The sequence below is a fragment of the Streptomyces sp. NPDC059957 genome (assembly GCF_042730015.1).
In the GTDB taxonomy this organism is placed as follows: Bacteria; Actinomycetota; Actinomycetes; order Streptomycetales; family Streptomycetaceae; genus Streptomyces.
Window position 1 is genome coordinate 52,502 of sequence record NZ_JBHWMB010000017.1, and the last position, 24,892, is coordinate 77,393.

The 24,892-nt window shown below is 72.2% G+C and carries 26 protein-coding genes; 16 read left to right on the forward strand and 10 right to left on the reverse strand.

Going from position 1 to position 24,892, the window contains the following annotated elements; all coding sequences use genetic code 11:
- Positions 1–78 precede the first annotated feature (78 nt).
- Genes ACFWBW_RS14095 through ACFWBW_RS14105 form a run of 3 tightly spaced genes read right to left on the reverse strand, consistent with a single transcriptional unit; the run spans position 79 to position 2,421 of the window.
- Positions 79–1,800 carry an urease subunit alpha gene (locus ACFWBW_RS14095; protein ID WP_385371816.1) on the reverse strand — a complete coding sequence of 574 codons (1,722 nt, stop codon included), beginning with the start codon at positions 1,798–1,800 and terminating at the stop codon, positions 79–81.
- Positions 1,793–2,104 (reverse strand): urease subunit beta, encoded by a 312-nt coding sequence (locus ACFWBW_RS14100; RefSeq protein ID WP_385371819.1) that lies wholly within the window; start codon positions 2,102–2,104, stop codon positions 1,793–1,795. Before ACFWBW_RS14100 ends, ACFWBW_RS14095 begins: the two co-directional genes overlap by 8 nt.
- Positions 2,101–2,421 carry an urease subunit gamma gene (locus ACFWBW_RS14105; protein WP_385371993.1) on the reverse strand — a complete coding sequence of 107 codons (321 nt, stop codon included), beginning with the start codon at positions 2,419–2,421 and terminating at the stop codon, positions 2,101–2,103. The genes ACFWBW_RS14100 and ACFWBW_RS14105 overlap by 4 nt, the downstream gene beginning before the upstream one ends.
- Positions 2,422–2,725: 304 nt before the next feature.
- Between ACFWBW_RS14105 and ACFWBW_RS14110 the strand changes: the two genes are divergently transcribed.
- Entirely contained in the window at positions 2,726–3,115 is a 390-nt protein-coding gene (locus ACFWBW_RS14110) for a VOC family protein (RefSeq protein ID WP_385371822.1), read from the forward strand.
- A gap of 20 nt (positions 3,116–3,135) precedes the next feature.
- On the opposite strand, the gene ACFWBW_RS14115 is transcribed toward ACFWBW_RS14110, so the two are convergent.
- Complete coding sequence (locus ACFWBW_RS14115; RefSeq protein WP_385371825.1) at positions 3,136–3,588, reverse strand: ATP-binding protein; 453 nt, start codon at positions 3,586–3,588, stop codon at positions 3,136–3,138.
- A gap of 197 nt (positions 3,589–3,785) precedes the next feature.
- Between ACFWBW_RS14115 and ACFWBW_RS14120 the strand changes: the two genes are divergently transcribed.
- Positions 3,786–4,673 carry a helix-turn-helix domain-containing protein gene (locus ACFWBW_RS14120; RefSeq protein ID WP_385371828.1) on the forward strand — a complete coding sequence of 296 codons (888 nt, stop codon included), beginning with the start codon at positions 3,786–3,788 and terminating at the stop codon, positions 4,671–4,673.
- Positions 4,674–4,685: 12 nt separating this feature from the next.
- Entirely contained in the window at positions 4,686–4,907 is a 222-nt protein-coding gene (locus ACFWBW_RS14125; protein WP_385371831.1) for a DUF397 domain-containing protein, read from the forward strand.
- 82 nt (positions 4,908–4,989) lie between these two features.
- On the opposite strand, the gene ACFWBW_RS14130 is transcribed toward ACFWBW_RS14125, so the two are convergent.
- Positions 4,990–6,165, reverse strand: coding sequence for an 8-amino-7-oxononanoate synthase (locus tag ACFWBW_RS14130; protein WP_385371834.1), 1,176 nt, complete (start codon positions 6,163–6,165; stop codon positions 4,990–4,992).
- 157 nt (positions 6,166–6,322) lie between these two features.
- On the opposite strand from ACFWBW_RS14130, the gene bioB reads away from it, so the two are divergent.
- From bioB to ACFWBW_RS14150, 4 genes are all read left to right on the forward strand, one after another.
- A complete protein-coding gene (gene bioB / locus ACFWBW_RS14135) occupies positions 6,323–7,639 on the forward strand; it encodes a biotin synthase BioB (RefSeq protein WP_385371838.1) in 1,317 nt (438 codons plus the stop codon).
- Positions 7,632–8,972: an adenosylmethionine--8-amino-7-oxononanoate transaminase gene (locus ACFWBW_RS14140; RefSeq protein ID WP_385371841.1), complete on the forward strand. Its 1,341-nt coding sequence runs from the start codon at positions 7,632–7,634 to the stop codon at positions 8,970–8,972. The genes bioB and ACFWBW_RS14140 overlap by 8 nt, the downstream gene beginning before the upstream one ends.
- Before the next feature lies 1 nt (position 8,973).
- Entirely contained in the window at positions 8,974–9,675 is a 702-nt protein-coding gene (gene bioD / locus ACFWBW_RS14145; protein WP_385371844.1) for a dethiobiotin synthase, read from the forward strand.
- 147 nt (positions 9,676–9,822) lie between these two features.
- Positions 9,823–10,689 carry a DMT family transporter gene (locus tag ACFWBW_RS14150; protein ID WP_385371847.1) on the forward strand — a complete coding sequence of 289 codons (867 nt, stop codon included), beginning with the start codon at positions 9,823–9,825 and terminating at the stop codon, positions 10,687–10,689.
- Positions 10,690–10,838: 149 nt separating this feature from the next.
- Here the strand turns inward: ACFWBW_RS14150 and ACFWBW_RS14155 are convergent, their stop codons facing one another.
- Together ACFWBW_RS14155 and ACFWBW_RS14160 are read right to left on the reverse strand one after the other, a co-directional pair.
- A complete protein-coding gene (locus tag ACFWBW_RS14155) occupies positions 10,839–11,483 on the reverse strand; it encodes a hypothetical protein (RefSeq protein ID WP_385371849.1) in 645 nt (214 codons plus the stop codon).
- The gene (locus ACFWBW_RS14160; protein WP_385371852.1) at positions 11,480–11,911 is read right to left on the reverse strand and encodes a GNAT family N-acetyltransferase; all 432 of its coding nucleotides are present in this window, start codon (positions 11,909–11,911) and stop codon (positions 11,480–11,482) included. The genes ACFWBW_RS14155 and ACFWBW_RS14160 overlap by 4 nt, the downstream gene beginning before the upstream one ends.
- A gap of 380 nt (positions 11,912–12,291) precedes the next feature.
- On the opposite strand from ACFWBW_RS14160, the gene ACFWBW_RS14165 reads away from it, so the two are divergent.
- The 6 genes from ACFWBW_RS14165 (at position 12,292) to ACFWBW_RS14190 (ending at position 18,538) form a co-directional block, all read left to right on the forward strand.
- On the forward strand, positions 12,292–13,632 hold the full coding sequence (locus ACFWBW_RS14165) for a hemolysin family protein (protein ID WP_385371855.1): 1,341 nt from the start codon (positions 12,292–12,294) through the stop codon (positions 13,630–13,632).
- A complete protein-coding gene (locus ACFWBW_RS14170) occupies positions 13,629–14,648 on the forward strand; it encodes a hemolysin family protein (RefSeq protein ID WP_385371858.1) in 1,020 nt (339 codons plus the stop codon). Before ACFWBW_RS14165 ends, ACFWBW_RS14170 begins: the two co-directional genes overlap by 4 nt.
- A 74-nt stretch (positions 14,649–14,722) precedes the next feature.
- Positions 14,723–15,514 carry an SGNH/GDSL hydrolase family protein gene (locus tag ACFWBW_RS14175; protein WP_385371861.1) on the forward strand — a complete coding sequence of 264 codons (792 nt, stop codon included), beginning with the start codon at positions 14,723–14,725 and terminating at the stop codon, positions 15,512–15,514.
- A 336-nt stretch (positions 15,515–15,850) separates the two neighbouring features.
- Positions 15,851–17,284, forward strand: a complete 1,434-nt coding sequence (gene purB, locus ACFWBW_RS14180; protein ID WP_385371865.1) for an adenylosuccinate lyase — start codon at positions 15,851–15,853, stop codon at positions 17,282–17,284.
- Positions 17,281–17,841, forward strand: coding sequence for a G/U mismatch-specific DNA glycosylase (gene mug, locus ACFWBW_RS14185; protein WP_385371995.1), 561 nt, complete (start codon positions 17,281–17,283; stop codon positions 17,839–17,841). Before purB ends, mug begins: the two co-directional genes overlap by 4 nt.
- Before the next feature lie 46 nt (positions 17,842–17,887).
- The gene (locus ACFWBW_RS14190) at positions 17,888–18,538 is read left to right on the forward strand and encodes an HAD family hydrolase (protein WP_385371997.1); all 651 of its coding nucleotides are present in this window, start codon (positions 17,888–17,890) and stop codon (positions 18,536–18,538) included.
- A 40-nt stretch (positions 18,539–18,578) separates the two neighbouring features.
- On the opposite strand, the gene ACFWBW_RS14195 is transcribed toward ACFWBW_RS14190, so the two are convergent.
- Complete coding sequence (locus ACFWBW_RS14195; RefSeq protein WP_385371868.1) at positions 18,579–19,328, reverse strand: ABC transporter permease; 750 nt, start codon at positions 19,326–19,328, stop codon at positions 18,579–18,581.
- A gap of 26 nt (positions 19,329–19,354) precedes the next feature.
- Positions 19,355–20,266: an ABC transporter ATP-binding protein gene (locus ACFWBW_RS14200; protein ID WP_385371871.1), complete on the reverse strand. Its 912-nt coding sequence runs from the start codon at positions 20,264–20,266 to the stop codon at positions 19,355–19,357.
- Positions 20,267–20,374: 108 nt separating this feature from the next.
- On the opposite strand from ACFWBW_RS14200, the gene ACFWBW_RS14205 reads away from it, so the two are divergent.
- From ACFWBW_RS14205 to ACFWBW_RS14215, 3 genes are all read left to right on the forward strand, one after another.
- Complete coding sequence (locus tag ACFWBW_RS14205; protein ID WP_385371874.1) at positions 20,375–21,568, forward strand: sensor histidine kinase; 1,194 nt, start codon at positions 20,375–20,377, stop codon at positions 21,566–21,568.
- 4 nt (positions 21,569–21,572) lie between these two features.
- Entirely contained in the window at positions 21,573–22,223 is a 651-nt protein-coding gene (locus tag ACFWBW_RS14210) for a response regulator (protein ID WP_385371877.1), read from the forward strand.
- A gap of 120 nt (positions 22,224–22,343) precedes the next feature.
- The gene (locus tag ACFWBW_RS14215) at positions 22,344–23,498 is read left to right on the forward strand and encodes an ROK family transcriptional regulator (protein WP_385371880.1); all 1,155 of its coding nucleotides are present in this window, start codon (positions 22,344–22,346) and stop codon (positions 23,496–23,498) included.
- A 399-nt stretch (positions 23,499–23,897) separates the two neighbouring features.
- Here the strand turns inward: ACFWBW_RS14215 and ACFWBW_RS14220 are convergent, their stop codons facing one another.
- Positions 23,898–24,656, reverse strand: coding sequence for a GntR family transcriptional regulator (locus ACFWBW_RS14220; protein WP_385371883.1), 759 nt, complete (start codon positions 24,654–24,656; stop codon positions 23,898–23,900).
- Positions 24,657–24,892 lie beyond the last annotated feature (236 nt).

A 24,892-nucleotide genomic window follows, 5' to 3' on the forward strand; every position in this document is an offset into this window, starting at 1 on the left:
GGACGAGGCCCCTTCCCTTCAGGGTTCCCCTCAGGATTCCCATCGGAATCCCTCTCAGGATTCCCCTCTGGATTCCCATCAGAAGAGGAAGTAGCGCTGGGCCATGGGGAGTTCCGCCGCCGGGGCCGGTTCCACCACCTCGCCGTCGATGGTGACGGTGAAGGTGTCGGCGTCGACTTCCACCCTCGGCATGGCGTCGTTGTTGCGCATGTCCGCCTTGGTCACCTTGCGGGTGCTCTCGATGGCGACGAACTCCTTTGCGAGTCCGAGCCGTTCGGGCAGTGCGTCGTCGAGGGCCGCCTGGGCGGTGAAGTTGACGGAGTTGAGCCCGGGGGCCCGCCCGTACGCCCCGAACATCGGGCGCGGCAGGACCGGCTGCGGGGTGGGGATGGAGGCGTTGGCGTCGCCCATCTGCGCGTAGGCGATCTGGCCCCCCTTGATGACCAGTTCGGGTTTGACTCCGAAGAAGGCGGGCTTCCACAGCACCAGGTCGGCGAGTTTGCCGGTCTCGACGGAGCCGATGTCGCGGGCCAGGCCCTGGGCGACGGCGGGGTTGATCGTGTATTTGGCGATGTAGCGCCGGGCCCGGTGGTTGTCGGCGGGTCCGTCGCCGGGCAGGGAGCCGCGCCGCTTCTTCATCACGTGGGCGGTCTGCCAGGTGCGCAGGATCACCTCGCCGACGCGGCCCATCGCCTGGGAGTCGGAGGAGATGATCGAGATGGCTCCGAGGTCGTGCAGGACGTCCTCGGCGGCGATGGTGGAGGGCCGGATCCGGGACTCGGCGAAGGCCAGGTCCTCGGGGACGGCGGGGTTGAGGTGGTGGCAGACCATCAGCATGTCGAGGTGTTCCTCGACGGTGTTGACGGTGTGCGGCCGGGTCGGGTTGGTGGAGCTGGGCAGGATGTTCGGCTCGGAGACCACGGTGATGATGTCGGGTGCGTGCCCGCCGCCCGCTCCTTCGGTGTGGTACGAGTGGATGGTCCGTCCGCCGATGGCGGCGAGGGTGTCGGCGACGAACCCGGCCTCGTTGAGGGTGTCGGTGTGGATGGCGGCCTGGGCGCCGGTCTCCTCGCAGACGGTGAGGCAGGCGTCGATGACGGCCGGGGTGGATCCCCAGTCCTCGTGGAGCTTGAAGCCGAGTGCTCCGCCGCGCAGTTGGGAGTACATGCCCTCGCGGGACATGGTGTTGCCCTTGCCGAGCAGGCCGATGTTGACGGGGTAGGCCTCCAGCGCGGCGAACATCCGGGCCAGGTGCCAGGGTCCGGGGGTGACGGTGGTGGCCTTGGTGCCCTCCGCGGGGCCGGTGCCGCCGCCGACGAGGGTGGTGATGCCGGAGGCTAGGGCCTCCTCGATCACGGTCGGGGAGATGAAGTGGACGTGGGCGTCGACGGCGCCCGCGGTGAGGATCTTCCCGTTGCCCGCGATGATCTCGGTCTCGGGGCCGATCACCAGCGCGCGGTCGACGCCGTCCATGGTGTCGGGGTTGCCGGCCTTGCCGATGCCGCAGATCCGGCCGTCGCGGATGCCGACGTCGGCCTTGACGATGCCCCAGTGGTCGAGGATCACCACCCCGGTGATGACGGTGTCGGCGGCTCCCTCGGCGCGGGTGGTGCGGGCCTGGCCCATGGATTCGCGGATGACCTTGCCGCCGCCGAAGACGGCCTCGTCACCGGCCCGGCCGGGGCCGCCGCCGAGGTCCTGCTCGATCTCGACGAAGAGGTCGGTGTCGGCGAGGCGGATGCGGTCGCCCGTGGTGGGTCCGAAGAGGTCGGCGTAGACCTGGCGCGATATGTCAGCCATCGAGCGGCCCCCCGGTCTCCCCGCGCAGTCCCGGCACGGTCCGCAGGCCGGCCAGCGGTACGAGGCTCACCGCGACCGGGATGCCCGGCTCGAAGCGGACCGCGGTGCCGGCGGCGATGTCGAGGCGCAGTCCGTGGGCTGCGCGGCGGTCGAAGTCGAGGCCGGGGTTGGCCTCGGCGAAGTGGTAGTGCGAGCCGACCTGGACGGGCCGGTCGGCGGCGTTGAGCACGGTGAGTCGGGTGACGGGCCGGCCTTCGTTGAGGCGCACCGGGCCGTCCCCGTAGACGATTTCGCCGGGAATCATGCGGATACCCGCCTGTCGACGATGGGGTCGTGGACGGTGACGAGCTTGGTGCCGTCCGGGAAGGTGGCCTCGACCTGGACGTCGTGGATCATCTCGGGTATCCCCTCCATGACCTCCTCCCGGGAGAGCACGGTCCGCCCGGAGGCCATGAGCTCGGCCACCGTCCGGCCGTCGCGGGCTCCTTCGAGGATGTGTGCGGTGATCAGGGCTATCGCCTCGGGATGGTTGAGGAGCACGCCCCGCGCCCTGCGTCTCTCGGCCACGTCGGCGGCCACGTGGATGAGCAGTCTCTCCTGCTCGTGGGGGGTCAGCTGCACAGCAATCACCAAGCTTCCGGGACATGATCAACATCGCGCCGAGCCGACCCTATGGGCCGTCAACACTTTGTTGACCTGCACATATCCGAGCCAAGCGTGTCTTGCCCAACACAGGGCAAGGCTTTCCGTCCCGCCCACCGCCGCTTTACCGGCCCATGGGTGACCATTGGCGGAAGGAACGTGGCCGTTACGCTAAGGGCCGCGTTTTTCCACTGAGTTAACCCACGTTTCGATCAGGTACCCGGTTCAACTCCGGGCATCGCACAGCCCGGTTCCGTATACGGAACCGGCCACGAGGAGCCGAATGTTCGCGAACCCCGTCCACCACATCACCTTCCACGCGCAGGAGCCGTACGCGCTGGCCCAGTTCTGGTCCGAGGTGACCGGCTGGCCCATTCACCCGGACGACCTGGCGGACGACCCCGAGATCTCGCTGGTCCCGGGGCAGCCGGGGGTCACCGGACTGCTGTTCATCCAGGTGCCGGAGGCCAAGTCCGGCAAGAGCCGGGTCCACTTGGACATCCAGCCGACCACCGGCACCCGCGACGAGAACGTGGAGCGGCTGCTCGGACTCGGCGCGAAACTGGTGTCCGACCAGCGCCGGCAGGACGGCACCGGCTGGGTCGTACTGGCCGACCTGGAGGGCAACGAACTCTGCATAGAGCGCAGCGCCGCGGAGCGCGCCGGGTCCTGACGCCGTGACCCCCCGGCCTGTCAGCAGCCGGTGGCGGTCCTCGCCGGGGCGGCGGCCGGCACCCAGGGCAGGGCGATCCACACGGTCTTGCCACCGTCCTCGGTCGGGCTGACCGAGAGCCGCCCGCCCGCCTCCGCGGCGAGCCAGCGGATGATGACCATCCCCCGGCCGTTGTCCTGCTGGACGGCGGCCGGGAGCCGCTTGGGCCAGCGCGGGTGGCTGTCGGTGACTCCGATGCGCAGCCATTCCTCGCGCTCCAGGCGGATGTCCACGGTGAAGGTCGGCGACTGGCCGAAGGTGTGCTGCACGGAGTTGGTGGCCAGTTCCGAGACGATGAGCCGGATGCTGTCGGCGGCCTCGCTCCCCTCGGACAGTCCCCACTCGCCCAGCACGTCCGCGACGTAGCGGCGGGCGGCCGCGACCGAGGCGGGATCGCTCGGCAGAGTGACGGATGCTTCCAGATGATCTGCCATGGCGACGGTCCCTTTCCCACCGGGGCGAAGCCGCCCCGGATCTGTGCTGGACGCCAGAGTGCCACCCATCGTCCTGCCGTTTCCGCCGATCCCTCAAGATATGCATATATCTGTCGCTCAATGCGGTGAACTCTGCTACGGAAGAGCGTATTTGGACGGCAGACTGGTGCGAGCTGTGCCGGTGGAAGGAGGCGGGTGTGCAGCATGGTCCCGCGGTGCGCCGACGCAAGCTCGGCGAGGAACTGCGTGCCCTTCGTGACCGGACCGGACTCACCAGCGGTGAGGCGGCCCGGCTGGCGGGTTGGCACCAGTCGAAGATCAGTCGTATCGAGACGGGGCGCAGCGGCGTCAAGGTGGAGGACATCCGGCTGCTGCTGGACGTGTACGGGGAAGACGTCGTCAGTGCGCAGCAGCGCGCCCTGCTGGAGGCCCTCTCGGCTTCGGCGGCGGGCCCGGCACCGGACGCCGACACCGGGCGCGGCCGCCAGTGGTGGCACGACTACCGGGGGCTGCTGCCGCAGGAGTACCGGGACTTCATCAGCCTGGAGGCCGGTGCCCGGTCGGCCCGCACCGTCGAGCTGTCGGTGGTGCCGGGACTGCTGCAGACCCCGGGGTACGCGCGGGCCGTGACCCGGGCCGCGCTGGGCGGGCTGCCGGAGCCGAAGGTGGACGCGCTGGTCGACGTACGGCTGGCACGTCAGTCCGTACTGCGGGCCGATCCGCCGCTGGAGCTGAGCGCGGTGCTGGACGAGGCGGTGCTGCGGCGCACGATCGGCGGGGCGGGGGTGATGGAGGAACAGTTGAGACACCTGGTGGAGGTGGCGCGTCTGCCCCAAGTGCGGCTTCAGGTACTGCCGTTCAGCGTGGGGGGACATCTCGGCCTCACCGGGCCGTTCGTCATCTTCTCATTTCCGAACATCGCCGATCTGGATGTGGTGGTACTCGACCATTTGACGAGTAGCCTCTATCTGGAGCGGAAGGAAGACCTTGAGGCGTACAGCGCCGCGTTCCGCACCATCCAGGCGCACGCCCTCCCGCCCCGCGATTCGTCGGATCTCATCAGCGCCCTCGCTGACGACGCGTAAGGAGGCACCTCCGTGTCCGCAACCCCCTTATCCACAGGCGGACTTCTGAACAGCGCGCGGTGGCGGCGAAGCAGCCGCAGCACCGGAATGAACAACTGTGTGGAAACGGCCGCCCTCGGCGGCGGTCTGCTCGCCGTCCGCGACTCCAAGCGGACGGACGGCCCGGCCGTGCTCTTCACCGGGCACGCCTGGGACGGCTTCCTCGTCTCCGTTCGTGCGGATCTTGAGACGTAGGCACGGCGCAGGCCGGGCCAAAAGCCGGGCCTGCCGGGCACAGCAAGGCGTGACAGAGCGGGAGCGCCCGTAACGGCTCCGTCTAGAGGTCCGTGGCTCCGGCCGGAGCGGTCCCCAGGATCGTCTCCACCGCACGGCCGATCTCCACCCCCGTGAGATCCGCCCGCGCGGTCAGTCGCAGCCGGGAGATGCCGTCCGGCACCGACGGCGGCCGGAAGCACCCCACGGACAGACCTGCCTCGCGGCAGTCGGCGGCCCAGCGCAGTGCCGCCGAAGCCGACGGGGCCCGTACCGACACCACGGCCGCGTCCGGCCGGGCCGCGGTCAGGCCGGACGCGGTGAGCCGCCCGTGCAGTTCGGCGGCCACCTCGCGGGCGCGGTCCGCGCGCTCCGGTTCCCGCTGGAGCAGGCGCAGGGCGGCCAGTGCGGCGCCCGTCGCGGCCGGGGCCAGCCCGGTGTCGAAGATGAAGGTCCGCGCCGTGTTGACCAGGTGCCGGATCACCTTGGCCGGGCCGAGCACCGCCCCGCCCTGGCTGCCCAGGGACTTCGAGAGGGTCAGCGTCGCGACCACCCCGGGAGCCCCCGCGAGCCCGGCGGCGTGCAGCGCCCCGCGGCCGCCCTCGCCCAGCACCCCGAGGCCGTGCGCGTCGTCCACGAGCAGGGCCGCGCCCTCGGCCCGGCAGGCCTCGGCATGGGCCGCGAGCGGAGCGGCGTCCCCGTCGACCGAGAACACCGAGTCGGTGACCAGCAGCGCCCGCCCCCGGTGGGCGGCGAGCGTCTTGCGGGCGGCCTCCGGATCGGAGTGCGGGACGACGGCGGTCTCGGCGCGCGACAGCCGGCAGCCGTCCACGATCGAGGCGTGGTTGCCCGCGTCGGAGACCACCAGGGTGCCCCGGTCGCTGAGCGCGGTGACGGCCGCCAGGTTGGCCGCGTATCCGGAGGAGAGCACCAGCGCCGCCTCGAACCCGCAGAAGGCGGCGAGCTCCCGCTCCAGCTCGGCGTGCAGTTCGGTGGTGCCGGTGACCAGCCGCGATCCGGTGGCCCCCGCGCCCCAGCGCTCGGCCGCCTCGCGCGCGCCCCGTACGGTCTCCGGGTGCCGGGACAGCCCGAGGTAGTCGTTGCTCGCGAGGTCGAGGAGCGGGGAGGACGCCGGGCGCGGACGCAGCGTCCGGACGAGTCCGGCCTGCTCCCTGGCCCGCTCCGCTTCGTCGATCCAGGAGAAGACGTCCACGGGGGCGGGGGTGTGCTGGTGCGGCATCGACGGTCCTCGAGTTTTTGTCGGCAGTCCACAGACCTGCCCGACCCTAACCGCACGTGACCCCTGCGTCAGGTGTGGCGATACACACACTCTCTTCCGGCCATGTTGTTCGATCTCTCCTTGGCCGGGAGTGCCCGGGTGGGACAGGATCGACAGCATGGACCTGCTGAACACCCTCGTGGACAAGGGGCTGCGGCGTGAGCTGCCGACCCGCGAAGAGGCACTCGCCGTGCTGGCGACCTCTGACGACGAACTGCTCGACGTGGTGGCCGCGGCCGGCAAGGTGCGCCGACAGTGGTTCGGCCGCCGGGTCAAGCTGAACTACCTGGTCAACCTGAAGTCGGGGCTCTGCCCCGAGGACTGCTCGTACTGTTCCCAGCGACTGGGATCGAAGGCCGAGATCCTCAAGTACACGTGGCTGAAGCCCGACGAGGCCTCCCAGGCCGCGGCCGCGGGCGTCGCCGGCGGGGCGAAGCGGGTGTGCCTGGTGGCGAGCGGGCGCGGTCCGACGGACCGCGACGTGGACCGTGTCGGCAAGACGATCGCGGCCATCAAGGAGCAGAACGAGGGCGTCGAGGTGTGTGCCTGCCTCGGCCTGCTGTCGGACGGCCAGGCCGAGCGCCTGAAGGACGCGGGTGCGGATGCCTACAACCACAACCTGAACACCTCCGAGGCCACGTACGGCCAGATCACCAAGACCCACACCTACGCGGACCGGGTCGACACGGTGCAGAAGGCGCACGCCGCCGGCCTCTCGGCCTGCTCGGGCCTGATCGCGGGCATGGGCGAGAGCGACGAGGACCTCGTCGACGTCGTCTACGCGCTGCGCGAGCTCGACAGCGACTCGGTCCCGGTCAACTTCCTGATCCCCTTCGAGGGCACCCCGCTCGCCAAGGAGTGGAACCTCACCCCGCAGCGCGCCCTGCGCATCCTCGCGATGGTCCGCTTCGTCTGCCCCGACGTCGAGGTCCGCATCGCGGGCGGCCGCGAGGTGCACCTGCGCACCCTGCAGCCGCTGGCGCTGCACGTGGCGAACTCGATCTTCCTCGGCGACTACCTGACCAGTGAGGGCCAGGCCGGACAGGCCGACCTCGACATGATCGCGGACGCCGGTTTCGAGGTGGAGGGCGCCGGTACGACGACCCTGCCCGCGCACCGCGCCGACGTCGCGGCGGCGGCCACCGGGGGCTGCGGTTCGAAGAGCACCGGCGCCTCGGGCTGCGGCTCTTCGGACTCCGGCGCCTCGCTCTGCGGCTCTTCCGCCACGGCGGACGAGGCCGGCTGCGGTTCGGCGTGCGGCGGCTGCTCGGGGCACGCCGGGCACGAGGCCCCCGTAGCGGCCTCCGTGGCCGCATCCGTAGCCGCTCCGGCCGAGGGACCCGTACCGGCTCAGGCCGAAGCGGGCGAGGTCCGGCCCGGTCTGGTGGCGGTGCGCCGCCGCGGTGCGGGAACGGATCTCGCGCCCAATGCCTGACCAGCACCCCGCGCACGACCCGCTCCACTCGCCCGACGCGCTGCCGGCCGCCGAACTGCTCGCGCTGGACCGGCAGCACGTCTGGCACCCGTACGGCCCGATGCCCGGACGCCAGGAGCCGCTCGTCATCGCCTCCGCCTCGGGGGTCCGCCTGCGGCTGGCCGAGCCTTCGCAGGGGCACGACGAGCTGGTCGACGGCATGTCCTCCTGGTGGTCGGCCATCCACGGGTACAACCACCCGGCGCTGAACGAGGCCGTGACCGGCCAGCTCGGCCGGATGTCGCACGTGATGTTCGGCGGACTCACCCACGAGCCCGCCGTCCGGCTGGCCGCCAAGCTCGTCGAGCTCACCCCGGCCGGCCTGGAGCACGTCTTCCTCGCCGACTCGGGCTCGGTCTCGGTCGAGGTCGCGGTGAAGATGTGCCTCCAGTACTGGCGTTCGGTGGGGCGCCCCGAGAAGAGCCGCCTGCTCACCTGGCGCGGCGGCTACCACGGGGACACCTGGCAGCCGATGGCCGTCTGCGACCCCGAGGGCGGCATGCACGAGCTGTGGTCGGGCATCCTCCCGCGCCAGCTCTTCGCGGACGCCCCGCCGAGCGGCTTCTCCGCGCCCGTGGAGGAGTCCTACGCCGCCCACCTGCGCTCCCTGTTCGCCGCGCACCGGGACGAACTGGCGGCCGTGATCGTGGAGCCGGTGGTCCAGGGCGCGGGCGGCATGCAGTTCCACAACCCGGGCTACCTACGGGTGCTGCGGGAGCTGTGCGACGAGTTCGACGTGCTGCTGATCCTGGACGAGATCGCCACGGGCTTCGGCCGCACGGGCGCGCTGTTCGCGGCGGACCACGCCGGGATCACCCCGGACGTGATGTGCCTGGGCAAGGCGCTGACCGGCGGGTACCTCACCCTGGCCGCGACGATCTGCACGGAGCGGGTCGCGGACGGGATCTCGCAGGGCGAGGTCCCGGTCCTGGCCCACGGGCCGACCTTCATGGGCAACCCGCTGGCCACCGCGGTGGCCCTGGCCTCCATCGACCTGCTGCTCGGCCAGGACTGGCAGGGCGAGGTCAAGCGCATCGAGGCGGGCCTGCTGGAGGGCCTGGCCCCGGCCGCGGACCTGCCGGGCGTACGGGAGGTACGGGTCCTGGGCGCGATCGGCGTCATCCAGCTCGACCACCCCGTCGACATGGCCCGCGCCACCGCGGCGGCGGTCCGGGAGGGCGTCTGGCTGCGCCCGTTCCGGGACCTGATCTACACGATGCCGCCGTATCTGACGGGTGACGCGGACGTGGCCCGCATCTGCAGGGCCGTGGTCGCGGCCGCGAAGGAGGCCTGACATGGCGGTGCTGATGGTCTCGGGAACGGGAACCGAGATCGGCAAGACGGTCGTCACCTCGGCCGTCGCGGCGGCCGCCCTCGCGGCGGGCCTCTCGGTGGCCGTGCTCAAGCCGGCCCAGACGGGCGTCGGCCCGGACGAGCCCGGCGACGCGGCGGAGGTCGGCCGGCTGGCGGGCTCCGCGGTCACCACGAGGGAGCTCGCCCGCTACCCGGAGCCGTTGGCCCCGGACACGGCGGCCCGGCGCGCGGGTCTTCCGACCGTGCCCCCGGAGCGGATCGCGGAGGCGGCCCGCGAGCTCGCCCTCTCCCACGACCTGGTCCTGGTCGAGGGCGCGGGCGGCCTCCTGGTCCGCTTCGACGAGGCCGGCCACACCCTGGCGGACGCGGCCCGCCTGCTCGGTGCTCCGGTGCTGATCGTGGCTCCGGCGGGCCTCGGCACGCTCAACTCCACCGCCCTGACGGCCGAAGCCCTGCGGTCCCGCGGCCTCGCCTCCCCGGGCGTGGTGATCGGCAGCTGGCCGGCCGAACCGGACCTGGCGTCCCGCTGCAACCTGGCCGACCTGCCCTCGGTCTCCGCACTCCCCCTCCTGGGCGCGGTCCCGGCCGGCGCGGGCACCCTCCCGCCGGCCGCGTTCCGCACCTCGGCGCCCGGCTGGCTCGGCGCCCCCCTCCACGGCACCTGGTCGGCACCGGCCGGCTGACCCCGCGTCCACGGGCGGCGAGGCTCCGTACGGTGCCCCGCCCCGTCCCCCCGGTCGGTGCGGCCGGACGGGGGAACGGGTGGTGCCGTGCGGTCACCCGGCGGTGTCGTGTCGGGCACTCGCGGCGGGGCGGATGAGTATCGGGGGGTGGGCTTCCTCGTGCCGGTCCTCTTCGCGCTGTTCGCGGCGCTCAGCAACGCGCTCGCGACCGTGCTCCAGCGGCGGGCGGCGCTCATCGTGCCGCAGAGCGAGGGCTTCCGCTTCGGGCTGGTGCTCGACCTGCTGCGGCAACCGCTGTGGATCGGCGGGATCCTGGCCGTGATCGCGGCCGGCGCCGGACAGGCCGTGGCGCTGGCCACGGGCCCGCTGACCCTCGTACAGCCCCTGTTCGTCCTGGAGCTGCCGCTCGCCCTCCTGATCGCCTCGCTGGTGACCCGGACCCGGATGCCGGGGCCGCTGTGGCTCGCCGTGGGAGCAGTGGTGGCCGGACTCGGGATCGTGCTGGTGGCCGCCTCACCGACGGGGAACCGTACGGACGTCCCGGCCGACCGGTGGGTCATGGCCCTGGCGGCGTGCGCCGTGGCCGTGGCGGTGCTCGGCGTGGTCGGCCTGCGGCGGCGGCCCGGCCGGATGCGGGCCGGATGCCTCGGCGCGGCCACCGCCGTCTGCTACGCGCTGACCGCCGCGCTGATGAAGTCGGCCATGCACGTGCTCGACGAAGGCGGCATCGGCGCCTTCCTGCGCACCTGGGAGACCTACGGCTTCGCCGCGACCGGCATCTGCGCCCTCCTCCTCCTCGAACACGCCATGCAGGGTGGCCCGCTGGTCGCCTCCCAGCCCGCGCTGACGCTCGGCGACGCGGGCGTCAGCGTCGCCCTGGGAGTGCTGCTGTACGAGGAACACCTGCGGACCCACTGGTGGCTGCTCCCACAGCTGCTGGGCCTGTCCCTGATCTGCTCCGGAGTCCTCGCCCTGGCCAGGCACAGCGCGGGGACCGACGTCGACACGACGTAAGAGGCCGGCTCCGGCCCGAAGACCAGCCGACTCCGGCCCGAAGACCAGCCACCTCCACGGCGGCAACGCCTCCGCGTGCCAGCAGCCTCCGGGGCGCCAGTCGCCCCGACAGGTCAGCGGCCTCCACGGGCCCAGTCGCCCCCGCAGGGTCAATGGCCTCCGCGGGGCTCCAGGCAGCCGCCCTCGACGTACATTCCGTGGGCCTCCACGGTCACCGGCGGACCCAGCCGGCCCGTCACGCACGGGCCGCTCTCGGGGACCGACAGGACGAACGAGACGTTCACCGACCCGGTTCCGTAGACGCCACCGCTGTCGAACCCGTACCCCAGCTCGGTCAGGACCGCGCGGACCTCCTCCGAGGTGCGCGGCGCGCCCTTCCCGCCGGAGCCGCCCGTCACCGCCGCCTTGATCCGTGCGGCGTGCGCGTCCCCCCGGCACCGGGCCCCGGGGGTGAGCCGCGCCTGCTGTTTGAAGGCGTGGTTCTCCGCGTACTTGCGTGCCTCGGGATCCGCGGGCAGTTCCCCCGCCGTGGCCTCGGGGCTCGCTCCGGCCTCCCCCACGTCCGCGCACCGCGCCGCGATCCCGGGGAACAGCTTGTCGTGGCGCGCGACCGCGGCCGCCGCCTGGGCCGCGTAGTCCACGGAGGGGGTCACGGACGGCGCCGGGGGCTCCTCCGGATCTCCCGCCCCCGCCCCCGCGGTCCTCGTGCCGCAGCCGGTCAGCGCGATCACCGCGGCGGCGAGGAACAGGGCTGCGACCCGGGTGCCGGCGCCCGCGCGAGTGCGGGGTGTCACGCCGTCTCCACGAGCGGCTTGACCCAGCGCCGCCAGTGGTCCTCGCGGTGGTAGCCGGCGGCGGCCCACGCACGCTGCGCGCGCTCGTTCGCTTCGAGGACCATCGCGTCACCGCGGCGGCCCCCGACGGCGACGAAACGCCGTTCGGCCGCTTCCAGGAGCGCCGTGGCGATCCCCTGGCGCCGACGGGACGGCAGTACGGCGAGCCGGTACAGGGACGCCCGCCAGCCGTCCCAGCCAGCGATCACGGACCCGACCAGGACCCCGTCGCACTCCGCGAGGATCAGCGCCTCGGGATCACGGGTGACGAGCCGGGTCACTCCGTCCGCGTCGTCCGTGATCGACGTGCCCTCCGCCGCTTCCTTCCAGAAGGCGAGCACGGTCTCGGCATCGGCCGGCACCGCGGCCCGTATGTGCAGATCGGTCATGCCCGGGAGCCAAGCACGACCGGCCGGTGGCCCGCCACCGACTTCCGCCCGGGACGAACCGGGTGGGTGCACCCGCGCCCATCTCCCGGACGCCGGAGCAGGTTCGATGCGAAGATCGTTCACATACGGCCCCACCACACGCCCCCACCACACGGGCCCACACGACCTCGCCGTACGGTCCCGCCGTACGGCCCACCCAAAGGAATGATCCGCCCACTTTGCCCTTCCTTTACCATGTAGGCAGCTGTTCCCCTCCTCCCCTCGAACGAAAGGTGTGAGCGTCCGTCCATGGGCGAGCCTCCCAGTCCCCTCCCTTCCCGTCCGCGACAGCGCGCGACACCCCTCCTCCTGGCTGATCATGGGACGGAGGTGAAGGACCGATGACCGAAGTGCTCCTGCTCGTCGTGGCGCTGCTGCTCTGCCTTGCCTGCGGAGTCTTCGTCGCGGCCGAGTTCTCGCTGACCACCATCGAGCGCAGTGAACTGGAACGGGCCGTCCAGCGCGGCGAGCGCGGCGCCGACAGCGCCCTGGCCGCGGTCCGCAGCCTGACGTTCCAGCTCTCCGGCGCCCAGCTCGGCATCACGGTGACCGGCCTGGTCATCGGCATGATCTCCAAGCCCTCGATCGCCGCCCTCCTCAAGGGCCCCTTCGAGGCCATGGGGCTGTCCGCCGGAGCCGCGTCCTCCACCGCCCTGATCCTCGGCACCGTGCTGTCGACCATCGTCCTGATGGTCGTGGGCGAGCTCGTGCCCAAGAACTGGGCGATCTCCTCCCCGCTGGCCGTCGCCAAGCGGGTCGCCACCTTCCAGCGGGTCTTCAGCCGTGCCTTCAGGCCCCTCATCAGCCATCTGAACACCACGGCGAACCACATGGTCCGCCGGTTCGGCATGGAGCCCGCCGAGGAGCTCGCCTCGGCGCGCACCCCGCAGGAGCTGGCGGCCCTGGCCCGGCACTCCGCGAGGGCGGGCGCCCTGGAGAAGGACACCGCCGAACTGTTCATGCGGACCTTGAACCTCGCCGACCTGACCGCGGAGAACGTCATGACCCCGCGGGTCCAGGTCACCGCCCTGGAGCTGCAGACCACCGCCGAGGACGTGGCGAACGCGACGCTGGCCACCGGACTGTCGCGCTTCCCCGTCTACCGGGGCAACCTCGACAGCGTCGTCGGCACCGTCCACATCAAGGACGTACTGGCGCTGCCCGCCGAGGAGCGCCACAACCACCCCGTGTCCTCGCTGCTGCGCGAACCCCTCCTCGTACCGGAGTCGCTGACCGTGGACCGGCTGCTGGACCGGCTGTCCGGGAAGCAGACGATGGCCGTGATCATCGACGAGTACGGCGGCACGGCCGGTGTGGCCACGCTGGAGGACATCGTCGAGGAGGTCGTCGGCGAGGTCCGCGACGAGCACGACCCGCACGAGACCCCCGACCTGGCCCCGGCCGGGGAGGACGCCTCCGGGCGCGCCCTGTTCTCCGCGGACGGGTCCGCGCGCACCGACCAGCTCGAGCGGATCGGGCTGCGCGTGCCGGACGGCCCGTACGAGACGCTGGCCGGCCTGATAGCGACCGAGCTGGGGCGGATCCCGCTGGTCGGCGACAGCCTGGAGCTCGACGGCTGGCGGCTGGACGTGGTGGATGCGAGCGGGCGGCGGGCCGCGCGGGTGCTGTTGCACGTGCCGGCCGGACCGACCCCCGGTGATGGTGTGGAGGAGGCCCGATGACCGCCGTCCAGTTGCTGATCGGTCTGGCGACCCTGGTCGTCAACGCCTTCTTCGTCGGCGCGGAGTTCGCCATGATCTCCGTGCGGCGCAGCCAGATCGAGCCGTACGCCGAGCAGGGCGACCGCAGGGCGCGCGCCGTGCTGTGGGGCCTGGAGCACGTGTCGGCGCTCATGGCGGCCGCCCAGCTGGGCATCACGCTGTGCACCCTGGTGCTGGGCGTGGTGGCCGAGCCGGCCATCGCCCACCTGCTGACCCCGGTGTTCGACTTCTTCGGGGTGCCGTCCGGGCTGACCCACGCGATCTCCTTCGTGGTGGCACTGGCCCTGGCCACGTACCTGCACATGCTCTTCGGCGAGATGCTGCCGAAGAACGTGGCCCTGGCCGAGCCGGTGCGGACCGCTCTGCTGCTGGGTCCGCCGCTGGTGACCCTGACCCGGGGGCTGAAGCCGGTGATCTTCGCGATCAACGCCTTCGCCAACGCCCTGCTGCGCCTGCTGCGGGTGGAGGTCAAGGACGAGGTCGCGGCGACCTTCTCGGACGACGAGCTGGCCCGGATCGTCAAGGACTCCAGCGACGCGGGACTCATCGACGACCGCGCGAGCGAGCGGCTGCACGACGCCCTGGAACTGGGGCGGCGGCCGGTGACCGATGTGGTGCTGCCCGCGGACCGGGTGGTTCCGGCCCGCGAGGGCATCACACCGGCCGGACTGGAGCGGCTGTCGGCCGAGTCGGGGTACTCCCGGTTCCCGATGATCGACGCACAGGGCCGGATCCTGGGGTACCTGCACGTCAAGGACGCTCTGGACGCGGCCGAGCGGGACGAGCCCTTCCCGGTCGGCGCGCTGCGGACGATCGCGCAGGTCCGGGCGGAGACCCCGCTGGACGACGTGCTGACCGCGATGCGGCGCAGCCGTACGCACCTGGCGGCGGTGCTCGGGCCGGACGGGGTCATGACGGGCCTGGTCACGATGGAGGACGTGCTGCGGGAGCTGTTCGGCAGGCCCGCTTCGGCGTAGCGGGGCGCGGTGCGCCCGGCTCCCCCGGTCCCGCGTGCGGGGCCGGGGTACCGGGCGGTAGCATCGCTCCCGCCATGGAGATGAATGTGCGGTACACCAGTTTCGTCGCGGTCGGCGACTCCTTCACCGAGGGCATGTCGGACCTGCTCCCCGACGGCTCCTACCGGGGCTGGGCCGATCTGCTCGCCGACCGCCTCGCCGCCCGCGAGCCGGGCTTCCGCTACGCGAACCTCGCGGTCCGCGGCAAGCTGATCGGGCAGATCGCCGGGGAGCAGGCGCCCGCGGCCGCCGAGATGGGCGCGGACGTGGTGGCCCTGGTCGGCGGGTTGAACGACACCCTGCGCCCCAAGGTGGACATGGGCCGGGTACGCGGACACCTGGAGGAGGCCGTCGGCCTGCTGGCGCCCTCCTGCGGAACGCTGGTCCTGATGCGCTCGCCGGGCCGCAGCGGCCCCGTGATGGAACGCTTCCGCCCGCGCATGGAGGAGCTCTTCGTCATCATCGAGGAGCTCGCCGCGCGGCACGGCGCCCTCGTGGTCGACCTGTACGGGTCCTCCGCGCTCGGCGATCCGCGGATGTGGGACGTGGACCGGCTGCACCTGACGGCCGAAGGCCACCGCAGGGTCGCGGAGGCGGTCTGGCAGGCTCTGGGCCTGCCGGCCGAGGCGGACTGGAGCGCCGCACTGCCGCCCACCGCCCCTCCGGGCTGGGCCGCGCGCCGCTCGCAGGACCTCAGCTTCGCCCGGCAGCACCTGCTGCCCTGGGTCGGCCGCCGTCTGACGGGCCGCTCCAGCGGGGACGGCCGGCCCGCCAAGCGCCCGGAACTCCTGCCGTACGAGGCTCCGCCGGTCGACCGGCTCGTCTAGTGCTGTGGCCGGGAAGGTTTGCCGGGTCGCGGCGTCCGGTGCGGTGCATCGCAAGGCCGTGGCCGGGAAGGTTTGCCGGGTCGCGGCGTCCGGTGCGGTGCATCGCAAGGCGGAGGGCCACGGCTCGTACCGGACGTACTTCCGTGGTCCGACAACGCGGCGAGGTGCCGTGCCGGGCGTCGCGACCCGGTGAACCTTCCCGGTCACAGCACTAGCCCGCGGGGGCCCGCGCCCGCCCCTCGTCCGCCCCTGCGCCCTCTCGTAGCAAGGCACAATCCCGGCCGGGTCCCCTACCTGCGTAAACGCACAGCCGAGGCCCAAGTAGAATCCCTCCACGTGACTGCCAAGCCCCGCATCCCCAATGTCCTGGCCGGCCGCTACGCCTCCGCGGAGCTCGCCGTCCTGTGGTCCCCCGAGTACAAGGTGACGCTGGAGCGGCGGCTGTGGCTCGCCGTGCTCCGCGCCCAGAAGGATCTCGGCATCGAGGTCCCCGACGAGGCCCTCGCCGACTACGAGCGCGTCCTGGAGACCGTCGACCTCGCCTCCATCGCCGAGCGCGAGAAGATCACCCGGCACGACGTGAAGGCCCGCATCGAGGAGTTCAACGCCCTCGCCGGCCACGAGCACGTCCACAAGGGCATGACCTCCCGCGACCTCACCGAGAACGTCGAGCAGCTCCAGATCCGGCTCTCGCTGGAACTGGCCCGGGACCGCACGGTCGCCGTCCTCGCCCGCCTCGGCAAGCTGGCCGGCGAGCACGCCGAGCTGGTCATGGCCGGCCGCTCCCACAACGTCGCCGCTCAGGCGACCACCCTGGGCAAGCGCTTCGCCACCGCCGCCGACGAGCTGCTGGTCGCGTACGGCCGCCTGGACGACCTGCTGACCCGCTACCCCCTGCGCGGCATCAAGGGTCCGGTCGGCACCTCGCAGGACATGCTCGACCTGCTGGGCGGTGACGCCGCGAAGCTGGCCGACCTGGAGCAGCGGATCGCGGCCCACCTCGGCTTCGGCCAGGCCTTCACCTCGGTCGGCCAGGTCTACCCGCGCTCGCTCGACTACGACGTGGTCACCGCCCTGGTCCAGCTGGCCGCGGCACCCTCCTCCATCGCCAAGACGATCCGTCTGATGGCCGGCCACGAGCTGGTGACCGAGGGCTTCAAGCCCGGCCAGGTCGGCTCCTCCGCGATGCCGCACAAGATGAACACCCGCTCCTGCGAGCGCGTGAACGGCCTGATGGTCATCCTGCGCGGTTACGCCTCGATGACCGGCGAGCTGGCCGGCGACCAGTGGAACGAGGGCGACGTCTCCTGCTCCGTGGTCCGCCGGGTCGCGCTGCCCGACGCGTTCTTCGCTCTCGACGGTCTGATGGAGACCTTCCTGACGGTCCTGGACGAGTTCGGCGCCTTCCCCGCCGTCGTGGCCCGCGAGCTGGACCGCTACCTCCCCTTCCTCGCCACCACCAAGGTCCTGATGGGCGCCGTGCGGGCCGGGGTGGGCCGCGAGTCCGCCCACGAGGTCATCAAGGAGCACGCGGTGGCCTCCGCCCTCGCCATGCGCGAGCAGGGTGCCGAGCGCAACGAGCTGCTGGACAAGCTGGCAGCCGACGAGCGGATGCCGCTGGACCGGGCCCAGCTGGACGCCCTGATGGCCGACAAGCTGTCCTTCACCGGCGCGGCGGGCGACCAGGTCGCCGCGGTGGTCTCGCGCATCGAGCAGATCACCAAGGAGCACCCCGAGGCCGCGGGCTACACCCCCGGGTCGATCCTCTGACGCCCGAAGAGCTCGACTCCGCCCGTGACCGCGTCCTCCCGGACGTGGTCGCGGGCGGTCTTCGTGTCCTGTTCTGCGGAATCAACCCGGGCCTCCTCTCCGCCGCGACGGGCCACCACTTCGCCCGCCCCGGCAACCGCTTCTGGCCGGTCCTGCACCTCTCGGGCTTCACCCCGCGCCTCCTGTCCCCCGACGAGCAGGACGAGTTGCCGACGTACCGCCTCGGCATCACGAACGTCGTGGCCCGCGCCACGGCCCGAGCCGACGAGCTGAGCGCCGAGGAGTTCCGCGAGGGCGGCCGCATCCTGACGGCCAAGGTGGAACTCCTGCGCCCCCAGTGGCTGGCCGTGGTCGGCGTCACCGCGTACCGCACCGCCTTCGGCGAGCGAAAGGCCCAGATCGGCCCCCAGGAGCGCACCATCGGCGCCACCCGCATCTGGGCCCTCCCCAACCCCAGCGGCCTCAACGCCCGCTGGACCGCCGCCTCCATGGCTCAGGAGTACGCCCGCCTCCGCGCGGCCGCCGAGAACCCGGAGCCGGCCGACACCGGCCCCTAGAGCGCCCGCGCTTCCGGTCCGGAGAGCCGTCTATTCTCCGGGGATGATCACCAAGCCTGTAGAGCTCGTGATATTCGACTGCGACGGGGTTCTCGTCGACAGCGAGCGGATAGCCGCCCGCGTCCAGGTCGCCCTGGGAGCGGAGCTCGGCTGGCCCCTCACCGAGGCCGAGGTCGTCGAGCGGTTCATCGGGCGCTCCTCCGTCTCCATCCGCGAGCAGGTCACCGAACGGCTCGGTCCGGGGACGGCCGCCCTCTGGTGGGACCTGTTCGAGGAACGTCACCGGGAGGCGGTGGACCGCGGGCTGTCCCCCGTCGAGGGGCTGCCGGAGGCGCTCGACGCGATCGCCCTGCCGACCTGTGTCGCTTCCAGCGGCTCGCACGAGAAGATGCGCCACACCCTCGGCCGCACCGGCCTCTACGAACGCTTCGCGGGCCGCATCCACAGCGCCACCGACGTCGCCCGCGGCAAGCCCGCCCCGGACCTCTTCCTGTACGCCGCACAGCGTATGGGTGTGGACCCCGCCGCCTGCGCGGTCGTCGAGGACAGCCGTCCCGGCGTCCAGGCTGCCCGCGCCGCCGGGATGCGGGCCTTCGGCTACGTCGGCGGGCTGACCCCCGCCGAGCGGCTCGAAGGCCCCGGGACCGTCGTCTTCGACGACATGCGCGCTCTTCCCGGCCTCCTGGCCGACCACTGACCCCGCCGCCGGAGGCGGGGCCCGGTCGGCCGGTGCGGCGTCAGGCGTCCCGCCGCTGCACCGACACCCATCCGCCGGTCACCGCGACCAGCGTCCACAGGGCAAGCACCCCGAGACCGGCCCAGGGAGCGAGGCCCACCGAGGTGTCCAGCCGCATCATCATCTGACCGGCACGGTCCGGCAGGTACCCGGCGACGCCCTCGGAAGCCTGGCCGAGAACGAACGACAGGATCAGCACGAAGGGTATGAGCAGGCTCAGGACGGCCGAGGCACTGCGCAGCACCGCCGTCAGCCCGGCCGCCAACAGGGTCATCAGCGCGAGGTACACACCGCAGCCGAAGATCGCGCGGTAGGTGCCCGGGCTGCCCAGCTCCAGGGTGTAAGGACCCATGAAGGCCTGCCCGCCGAGAAAGGTGGCCACTGCGGTGAGCTGGCCGACCAGGAAGGCGAGTCCTCCCACCATGGCCATCTTCGACAGGTAGAGCCGTGCACGGTTCGGCACCGCGGTCAGCGACGTCCGCAGGGCGCTGTTGTAGAACTCCGAGGAGAGCGCGGTCGCGCCGAAGGCGAAGGCGGCTATCTGGCCGAAGTTGAGGCCATAGAAGGCCGCGAGGAGAGGGTCCTCCCCCATGCTGCCTTCCTCTGCCGTGCCGATCAGAGAGGCCGTCAGTACCTGAATGCCCACCGTGGCGGCGAAGATCGCCATCAGCGCCCCGAAGGGACCGCGCAGGGACCGTATCTTGATCCATTCCGAGTGCAGGACGGGGATGGTGGGCAGGGCGGTGCTCATGGGGAAGCCTCCTTGAAAGGGGTGGGTCAGCGGGTGGCGGCGAACTGGGCGCTGTCCGCGGTGAGGTCGAGGTAGGCCTGCTCCAGGGAGGCCCGCTCGTCGATCAGTTCCAGCATCGGAATGCCTTCACGGGCGGCGATGACGCCGAGTTGCTCGGCCTGCATGCCGTCCACGGTCCACCGCCCGCCCTCGGCGGTGACCAGTTCGAAGTCGTCCCGGGCCAGGGTGGCCCGGAGCCGGACGGGGTCCGTGGTGCGCAACCGCACCCTCGGGGTGCTGCGGGCGTCGATGAACTCCTCCATGGAAGTGTCGGCCAGCAGCCTTCCCTGCCCGAGGACGATCAGGTGGTCGGCGAGGGCGGCGGTCTCGGTCATCAGGTGACTGGAGACGAGGACCGTGCGCCCCTCGGCGGCCAGGCCGCGCATGAGCTCCCGGATCCAGATGATGCCCTCGGGGTCGAGGCCGTTGGTGGGCTCGTCCAGGAGCAGTACGTCGGGGTCTCCGAGCAGCGCGGCCGCTATGCCGAGACGCTGACGCATGCCCAGCGAGAAGGTCTTGATCCTCCGCTTGGCCGCCGAGGCTATCCCCGACTGCTCCAGGACCGCCTCCACCCGGCTCATCGGGATGCGGTTGGCCGCGGCGAGGAAGCGAAGGTGGTCCCGAGCCGTGCGGCCGCCGTGCGCCGACTGCGCGTCCAGCAGGGCCCCGACCTTGTGGAGGGGATCGGGGAGGTCCGCGAACCGCCGGCCGCCGATGGTGGCCGTCCCGGAGGTGATCCGGTCCAGGCCCAGCAGCAGCCTCATCGTGGTCGACTTCCCGGCCCCGTTGGGTCCGAGGAAGCCGGTGACGCGACCGGGCATGACATCGAAGGTGAGGTGGTCCACGGCCCGGGTGCGGCCGAATTCCTTGGTCAGTTCTCGGATCTCGATGCTGTTCATGTCTCAAGGTTGGCCGCCGGCCCCACCCCTCTTCCTCCCCCATGCGAGGGTTCCTTCTCCCCCACGTGGGGGAGGAGCCGCACCGCCCCGAACTGCAACGATGTGGGGATGGACCGACTGTTCCGCGCCGCGCTGCGCCCAGTGACCTACTCGCGCTGGGTGCATCTGTGCGTGCCCATGCTGATGCTGGCCATGTGGATGTTCATAGCGCCCGAGGCTCCGTGGGTGCCCATGCTGCTCGTGATACCGATGGGCCTGCTGCCCTGGATGCGACTGGCCGAGGGGCTCCAGGCGCAGTTCCTCCTCACTCCGCACGAGCGCAATTCCCAGGGCGGCCGGGAGGCCGAGGAGCAGAGTTTCAGCACCGTCGCCTCCAAGCGGTGGAGCGACCGGTGGCGGACCCTGTTGTGGCTGGAGATACGGCTCGTCGTCGGACTGGTCTCCATCTTCGCCACGGTGTGGCTGCCCGTCTTGACGATCCAGCTGATCAGGACCGGCCTCGGCGGGACGGTCACCGACGACAGGCTGGTGCCCGCCGGCCTCCCTGCCTGGGCGGCCTGGGGGCTGGCTCCGCTGCCGCTGATCCTGCTGATCGTCGTCGTGGTCCTGCTCGGCGACATGATCACGGCCATCGCCCGCCGGCTGCTGGGGCCTTCGGCGGCGGAGCGGCTCACCGCGCTGGAGGTGCGGACCGAGCAGCTGCTGGAGCGCACCCGCATCGCGCGGGAGCTGCACGACTCCATCGGCCACGCGCTGACCGTGGCGGTCGTCCAGGCGGGGGCCGCGCGGGCGGCGGGCGATCCGGAGTTCACGGACCGGGCGCTGAGCGCGATCGAGGAGACGGGCCGGGCCGCGCTGGAGGACCTGGACCGGGTGCTGCGTGTCCTGCGGGAGTCCGGCCAGCGGCCGTCCCAACGGCCCACCCTGGCGGAGGCCGACCGGCTGTTCGAGTCGGCGCGCGCTTCCGGCGCCACCGTCGACGCGCAACTGGTCGGCCCACTCGACCAGTTGCCCGACTCGGTGAGTCAGGAGGGGTACCGGATCCTGCAGGAGGCGCTGACGAACGTACTGCGGCACTGCGGTCCCGTACCGGTGCGGGTGCGGATCGGCATGGTCGCCGACCGGCTGGACCTGGAGGTGACCAATCCGCTCCCGGACCGGCCCTCCGTCATGACCGGCGGCGGCACCGGACTGCGCGGGATACGGGAGCGGGCCGCGCTGCTGGGCGGGGAGACCGAGACCGGGCCGCACAAGGGGGGTTGGAGGGTGCGTACGCGGCTGCCGCTGGAACGAATACGCTGACCGGATGCCGGTTACCGTACTGCTCGTCGACGACGAGCCCCTGGTGCGCGCGGGTCTGCGCGCCGTCCTGGACGCCCAGCCCGACATCGAGGTGATCGGCGAGGCCGCCGACGGCGCCGCGGTGGTCCCGCTGGTGCGGCAACTGCGCCCCGATGTCGTGGCGATGGACGTGCGAATGCCGCTGCTCGACGGGATCGAGGCGACCCGGGCGGTGCTGCGGAGCGTGGACTCGCCGCCGAAGATCCTCGTGGTCACCACCTTCGAGAACGACGAGTACGTCTACCAGGCGCTGCGGGCCGGCGCGGACGGGTTCCTGCTGAAGCGGGCACGCCCGTCGGAGATCGTGCACGCGGTCCGTCTGGTGGCGGAGGGCGAGACGCTGCTCTTCCCCGCGGCGGTCCGCTCGCTGGCCGCCGAGTACGGGAACCGCTCCGCGCGGACGGTACTGGAGCGGGCGGCACTGACCGAGCGTGAGGAGGCCGTGCTCCGGCTGATGGCGAAGGGGCTGACCAACGTCGAGATCGCCCGCGAGCTGATCGTCGGCACGGAGACGGTGAAGTCCCACGTCAGCGCGATCCTGGCGAAGCTGGGGGCGCGGGACCGGACCCAGGCCGTGATCACCGCGTACGAGTCCGGGTTCGTCGCTCCCGCGTGACCGGCCGACTGGGTCATCTGGGGAAGGGCTGATTCCGGCCGATGGGGGGCTGCTTCTCGCCGCCGCGCCCGGTGCGCAGTACGATCCGCCTGACAAGCTCGCTCGCTGGGAGGACACACGTTGGGGCAGCTGACCGGCGGGGACCCTTCACTGCTGCGACGGATCAACTCCGCCGTGGTGCTGCGGGCCCTGCGCGCGGCCGAAGCGCCGACGCTCACTGACCTCACCCGGGTCACCGGACTCTCGCGGCCCACCGTCGAGGGAGTCGTCGAAGGCCTCATCGGGACGGGCCTCGTCGTCGAGGCGGGCGCGGAGGAGGGTGCACGGCGTCAGGGACGCCCGGCCAGACGGTTCCGCTTCCGCGCGGAGGCGGGGCACCTGCTCGGCGTGGAGATCGGCGCGCACCGCATCGCGGTGCTGCTGTCCGGGCTGGACGGCCGGGTGATCGGCGCCGGTACCAAGGAGGTCGCCGAGACGGCCTCCGCCGACGAACGGCTCGAGCGGGTCCGCGGTGCGGTGGCCGACCTGCTGCGCCGCGCCGGGGTACCACGGGACTCCCTGCGGGCGGTCGGCGTCGGCAGCCCCGGGATCGTGGAGGCCGACGGCACCGTCCGCCTCGGCACGGCCCTGCCAGGCTGGACCGGGCTGCCGCTCGGGGAACGGCTCCGGCGCTCGTTCCGCTGCCCGGTGCAGGTGGAGAACGACGCCAACGCCGCGGCGGTCGCCGAGCACTGGAAGGGCGCCGCGACCGACACCGACGACATGGTCTTCGTGATGGCCGGGCTCAGCCCCGGGGCGGGCTCCCTGATCGGGGGCCGGCTGCACCGCGGGTTCGGCGGGGCGGCCGGGGAGATCGGCGCACTGCACCTGCTGGGGCGCGAGGTCACGCCCGAGAAGCTGCTCTCGACCAACGGCAAACCGCTCCACCCGCTGGACGAGCGCGCGGTGGCGGAGGTCTTCGCGATGGCCAAGCGCGGAGACGTGGGGTCGGTGGCGGCGGTGGAGCGGTTCATCCAGCGGCTGGTGCACGACGTGGCCGCGCTGGTCCTGGCGATGGATCCGGAGCTGGTCGTGGTCGGCGGCTGGGCGGCCGGGCTGGACGGGGTACTGGATCCCCTGCGCCGGGAACTGGAGCGGTACTGCCTGCGCCCGCCGCGCGTGGCGCTGTCCCTGCTGGGCGAGGCGGCGGTGGCCACGGGAGCGCTGCGGCTGGCGCTGGACCACGTGGAAGAGGAACTGTTCGCGGTGGAGAAGACGGTCACCGCCCGCCGCTGATCCCCTCCGGGGCCGGCACGGAGGGGATCAGCGCCGCCGCCGGTTCCTCCGGGCTGGCGACCCACACCCCGGTTCCTCCGGGCTGCCGACCCACACCCCGGTTCCTCCGGCTGCGGATCCGCATACACGCCACCGCTCAGGGCCCGGCGCCGGTCGGGGCTGCGGTTCGACGCTGATGGGTCACTGCAGGGCGAGGTCCCTTACCCGCCCTTCGCCCGTCCCCCCAGACTCCGTCCGGGGGGACCCCCGGCCGAACTCTGCCCGGACTCCGGCCCTCAAACGCCGGACGGGCTGAAAGCACTCGTCCGGGCTGCGCCCGTGCTCCTGGAACTCCGCCTGGTGGCCCGCCCGTCCACCGAGCGGGGCCACCACGTGGCGGCGGCCCCGGTCAGCAAGTGGTCAGGACGCGACCCGCGTGTCGTGGGTGATCTGCACGTCACCCGTGTCGCCGAAGGTCAGCCGGCAGGTGTCCGCCCGGTAGGTGGCCACCGATACGGCCGCCGTGCCCGCCACCGTGAAGTAGCGGGTGGTGACGAGCAGGACCGGGGCGCCGGGCAGGCGGTCCAGTTCCTTCGCGTCGTCGGCGCGGGCGGAGCCGAGCTCCACGGAACGGTCCTGGCCGTCGAGGACCAGCTTCTGCAGCTCGCGCATGACGGCGCGGGCACGCGCCGGACCGGCCGGGGCGTCGATCGCGGAGAGGCCCGGCACCGAGGAGGCCGGCACGTACAGCAGCTCGGCGGCGAGGACCTGGCCCTGCTCGACGCGTGTCCGGCGCACCGCGAGCACCAGCTCGCCGGGGGCGGTCCCGAGGAGCTTCAGGATGGCGGGGCTAGGCGCGGCCTCCGCCGCGTCCGCCGGTTCCCACCCGTCGACGCTCTCGCCGGGCCAGCTGTGCTGCGCACTGCCGACGTCGACGCCCACGCGCGGCGGGGCGACGGTGGTGCCGACGCCGCGGCGGCGCTGGAGGCGGCCTTCGAGCTCGAGCTGCTCCAGGGCCTGGCGCAGGGTCGCCCGGGCGACACCGAAGCGGGCGGCGAGCTCGCGCTCGTTCGGCAGGACCTCGCCCACGGCGAAGTCCTGGTCGAGCGCCTCACTGAGGACGGTCTTGAGGTGCAAGTACTTCGGCTCCGGCACCGTTTCGAGCTGCGTGGTCCCCACCCTGACTCCTCCTGCTATCGCCGCACTCGCCGTGTTCCAGCGGGAGTTCCGCGCCTTTGTTTATTAAAGGTTCCTGCACTATGCCTGCGACGATAGGACGGCGCACCCCCTTGGTCAAGACCAATGCTCATCACTTTGTCGGGCAGATCGGTCATATGCATCAAGCTGTTCACGGGATGTTCGTGAGCACCGCGGAAAGCGCACGGAAGACGTCACGGAAGCCACCCCGAGGAGCA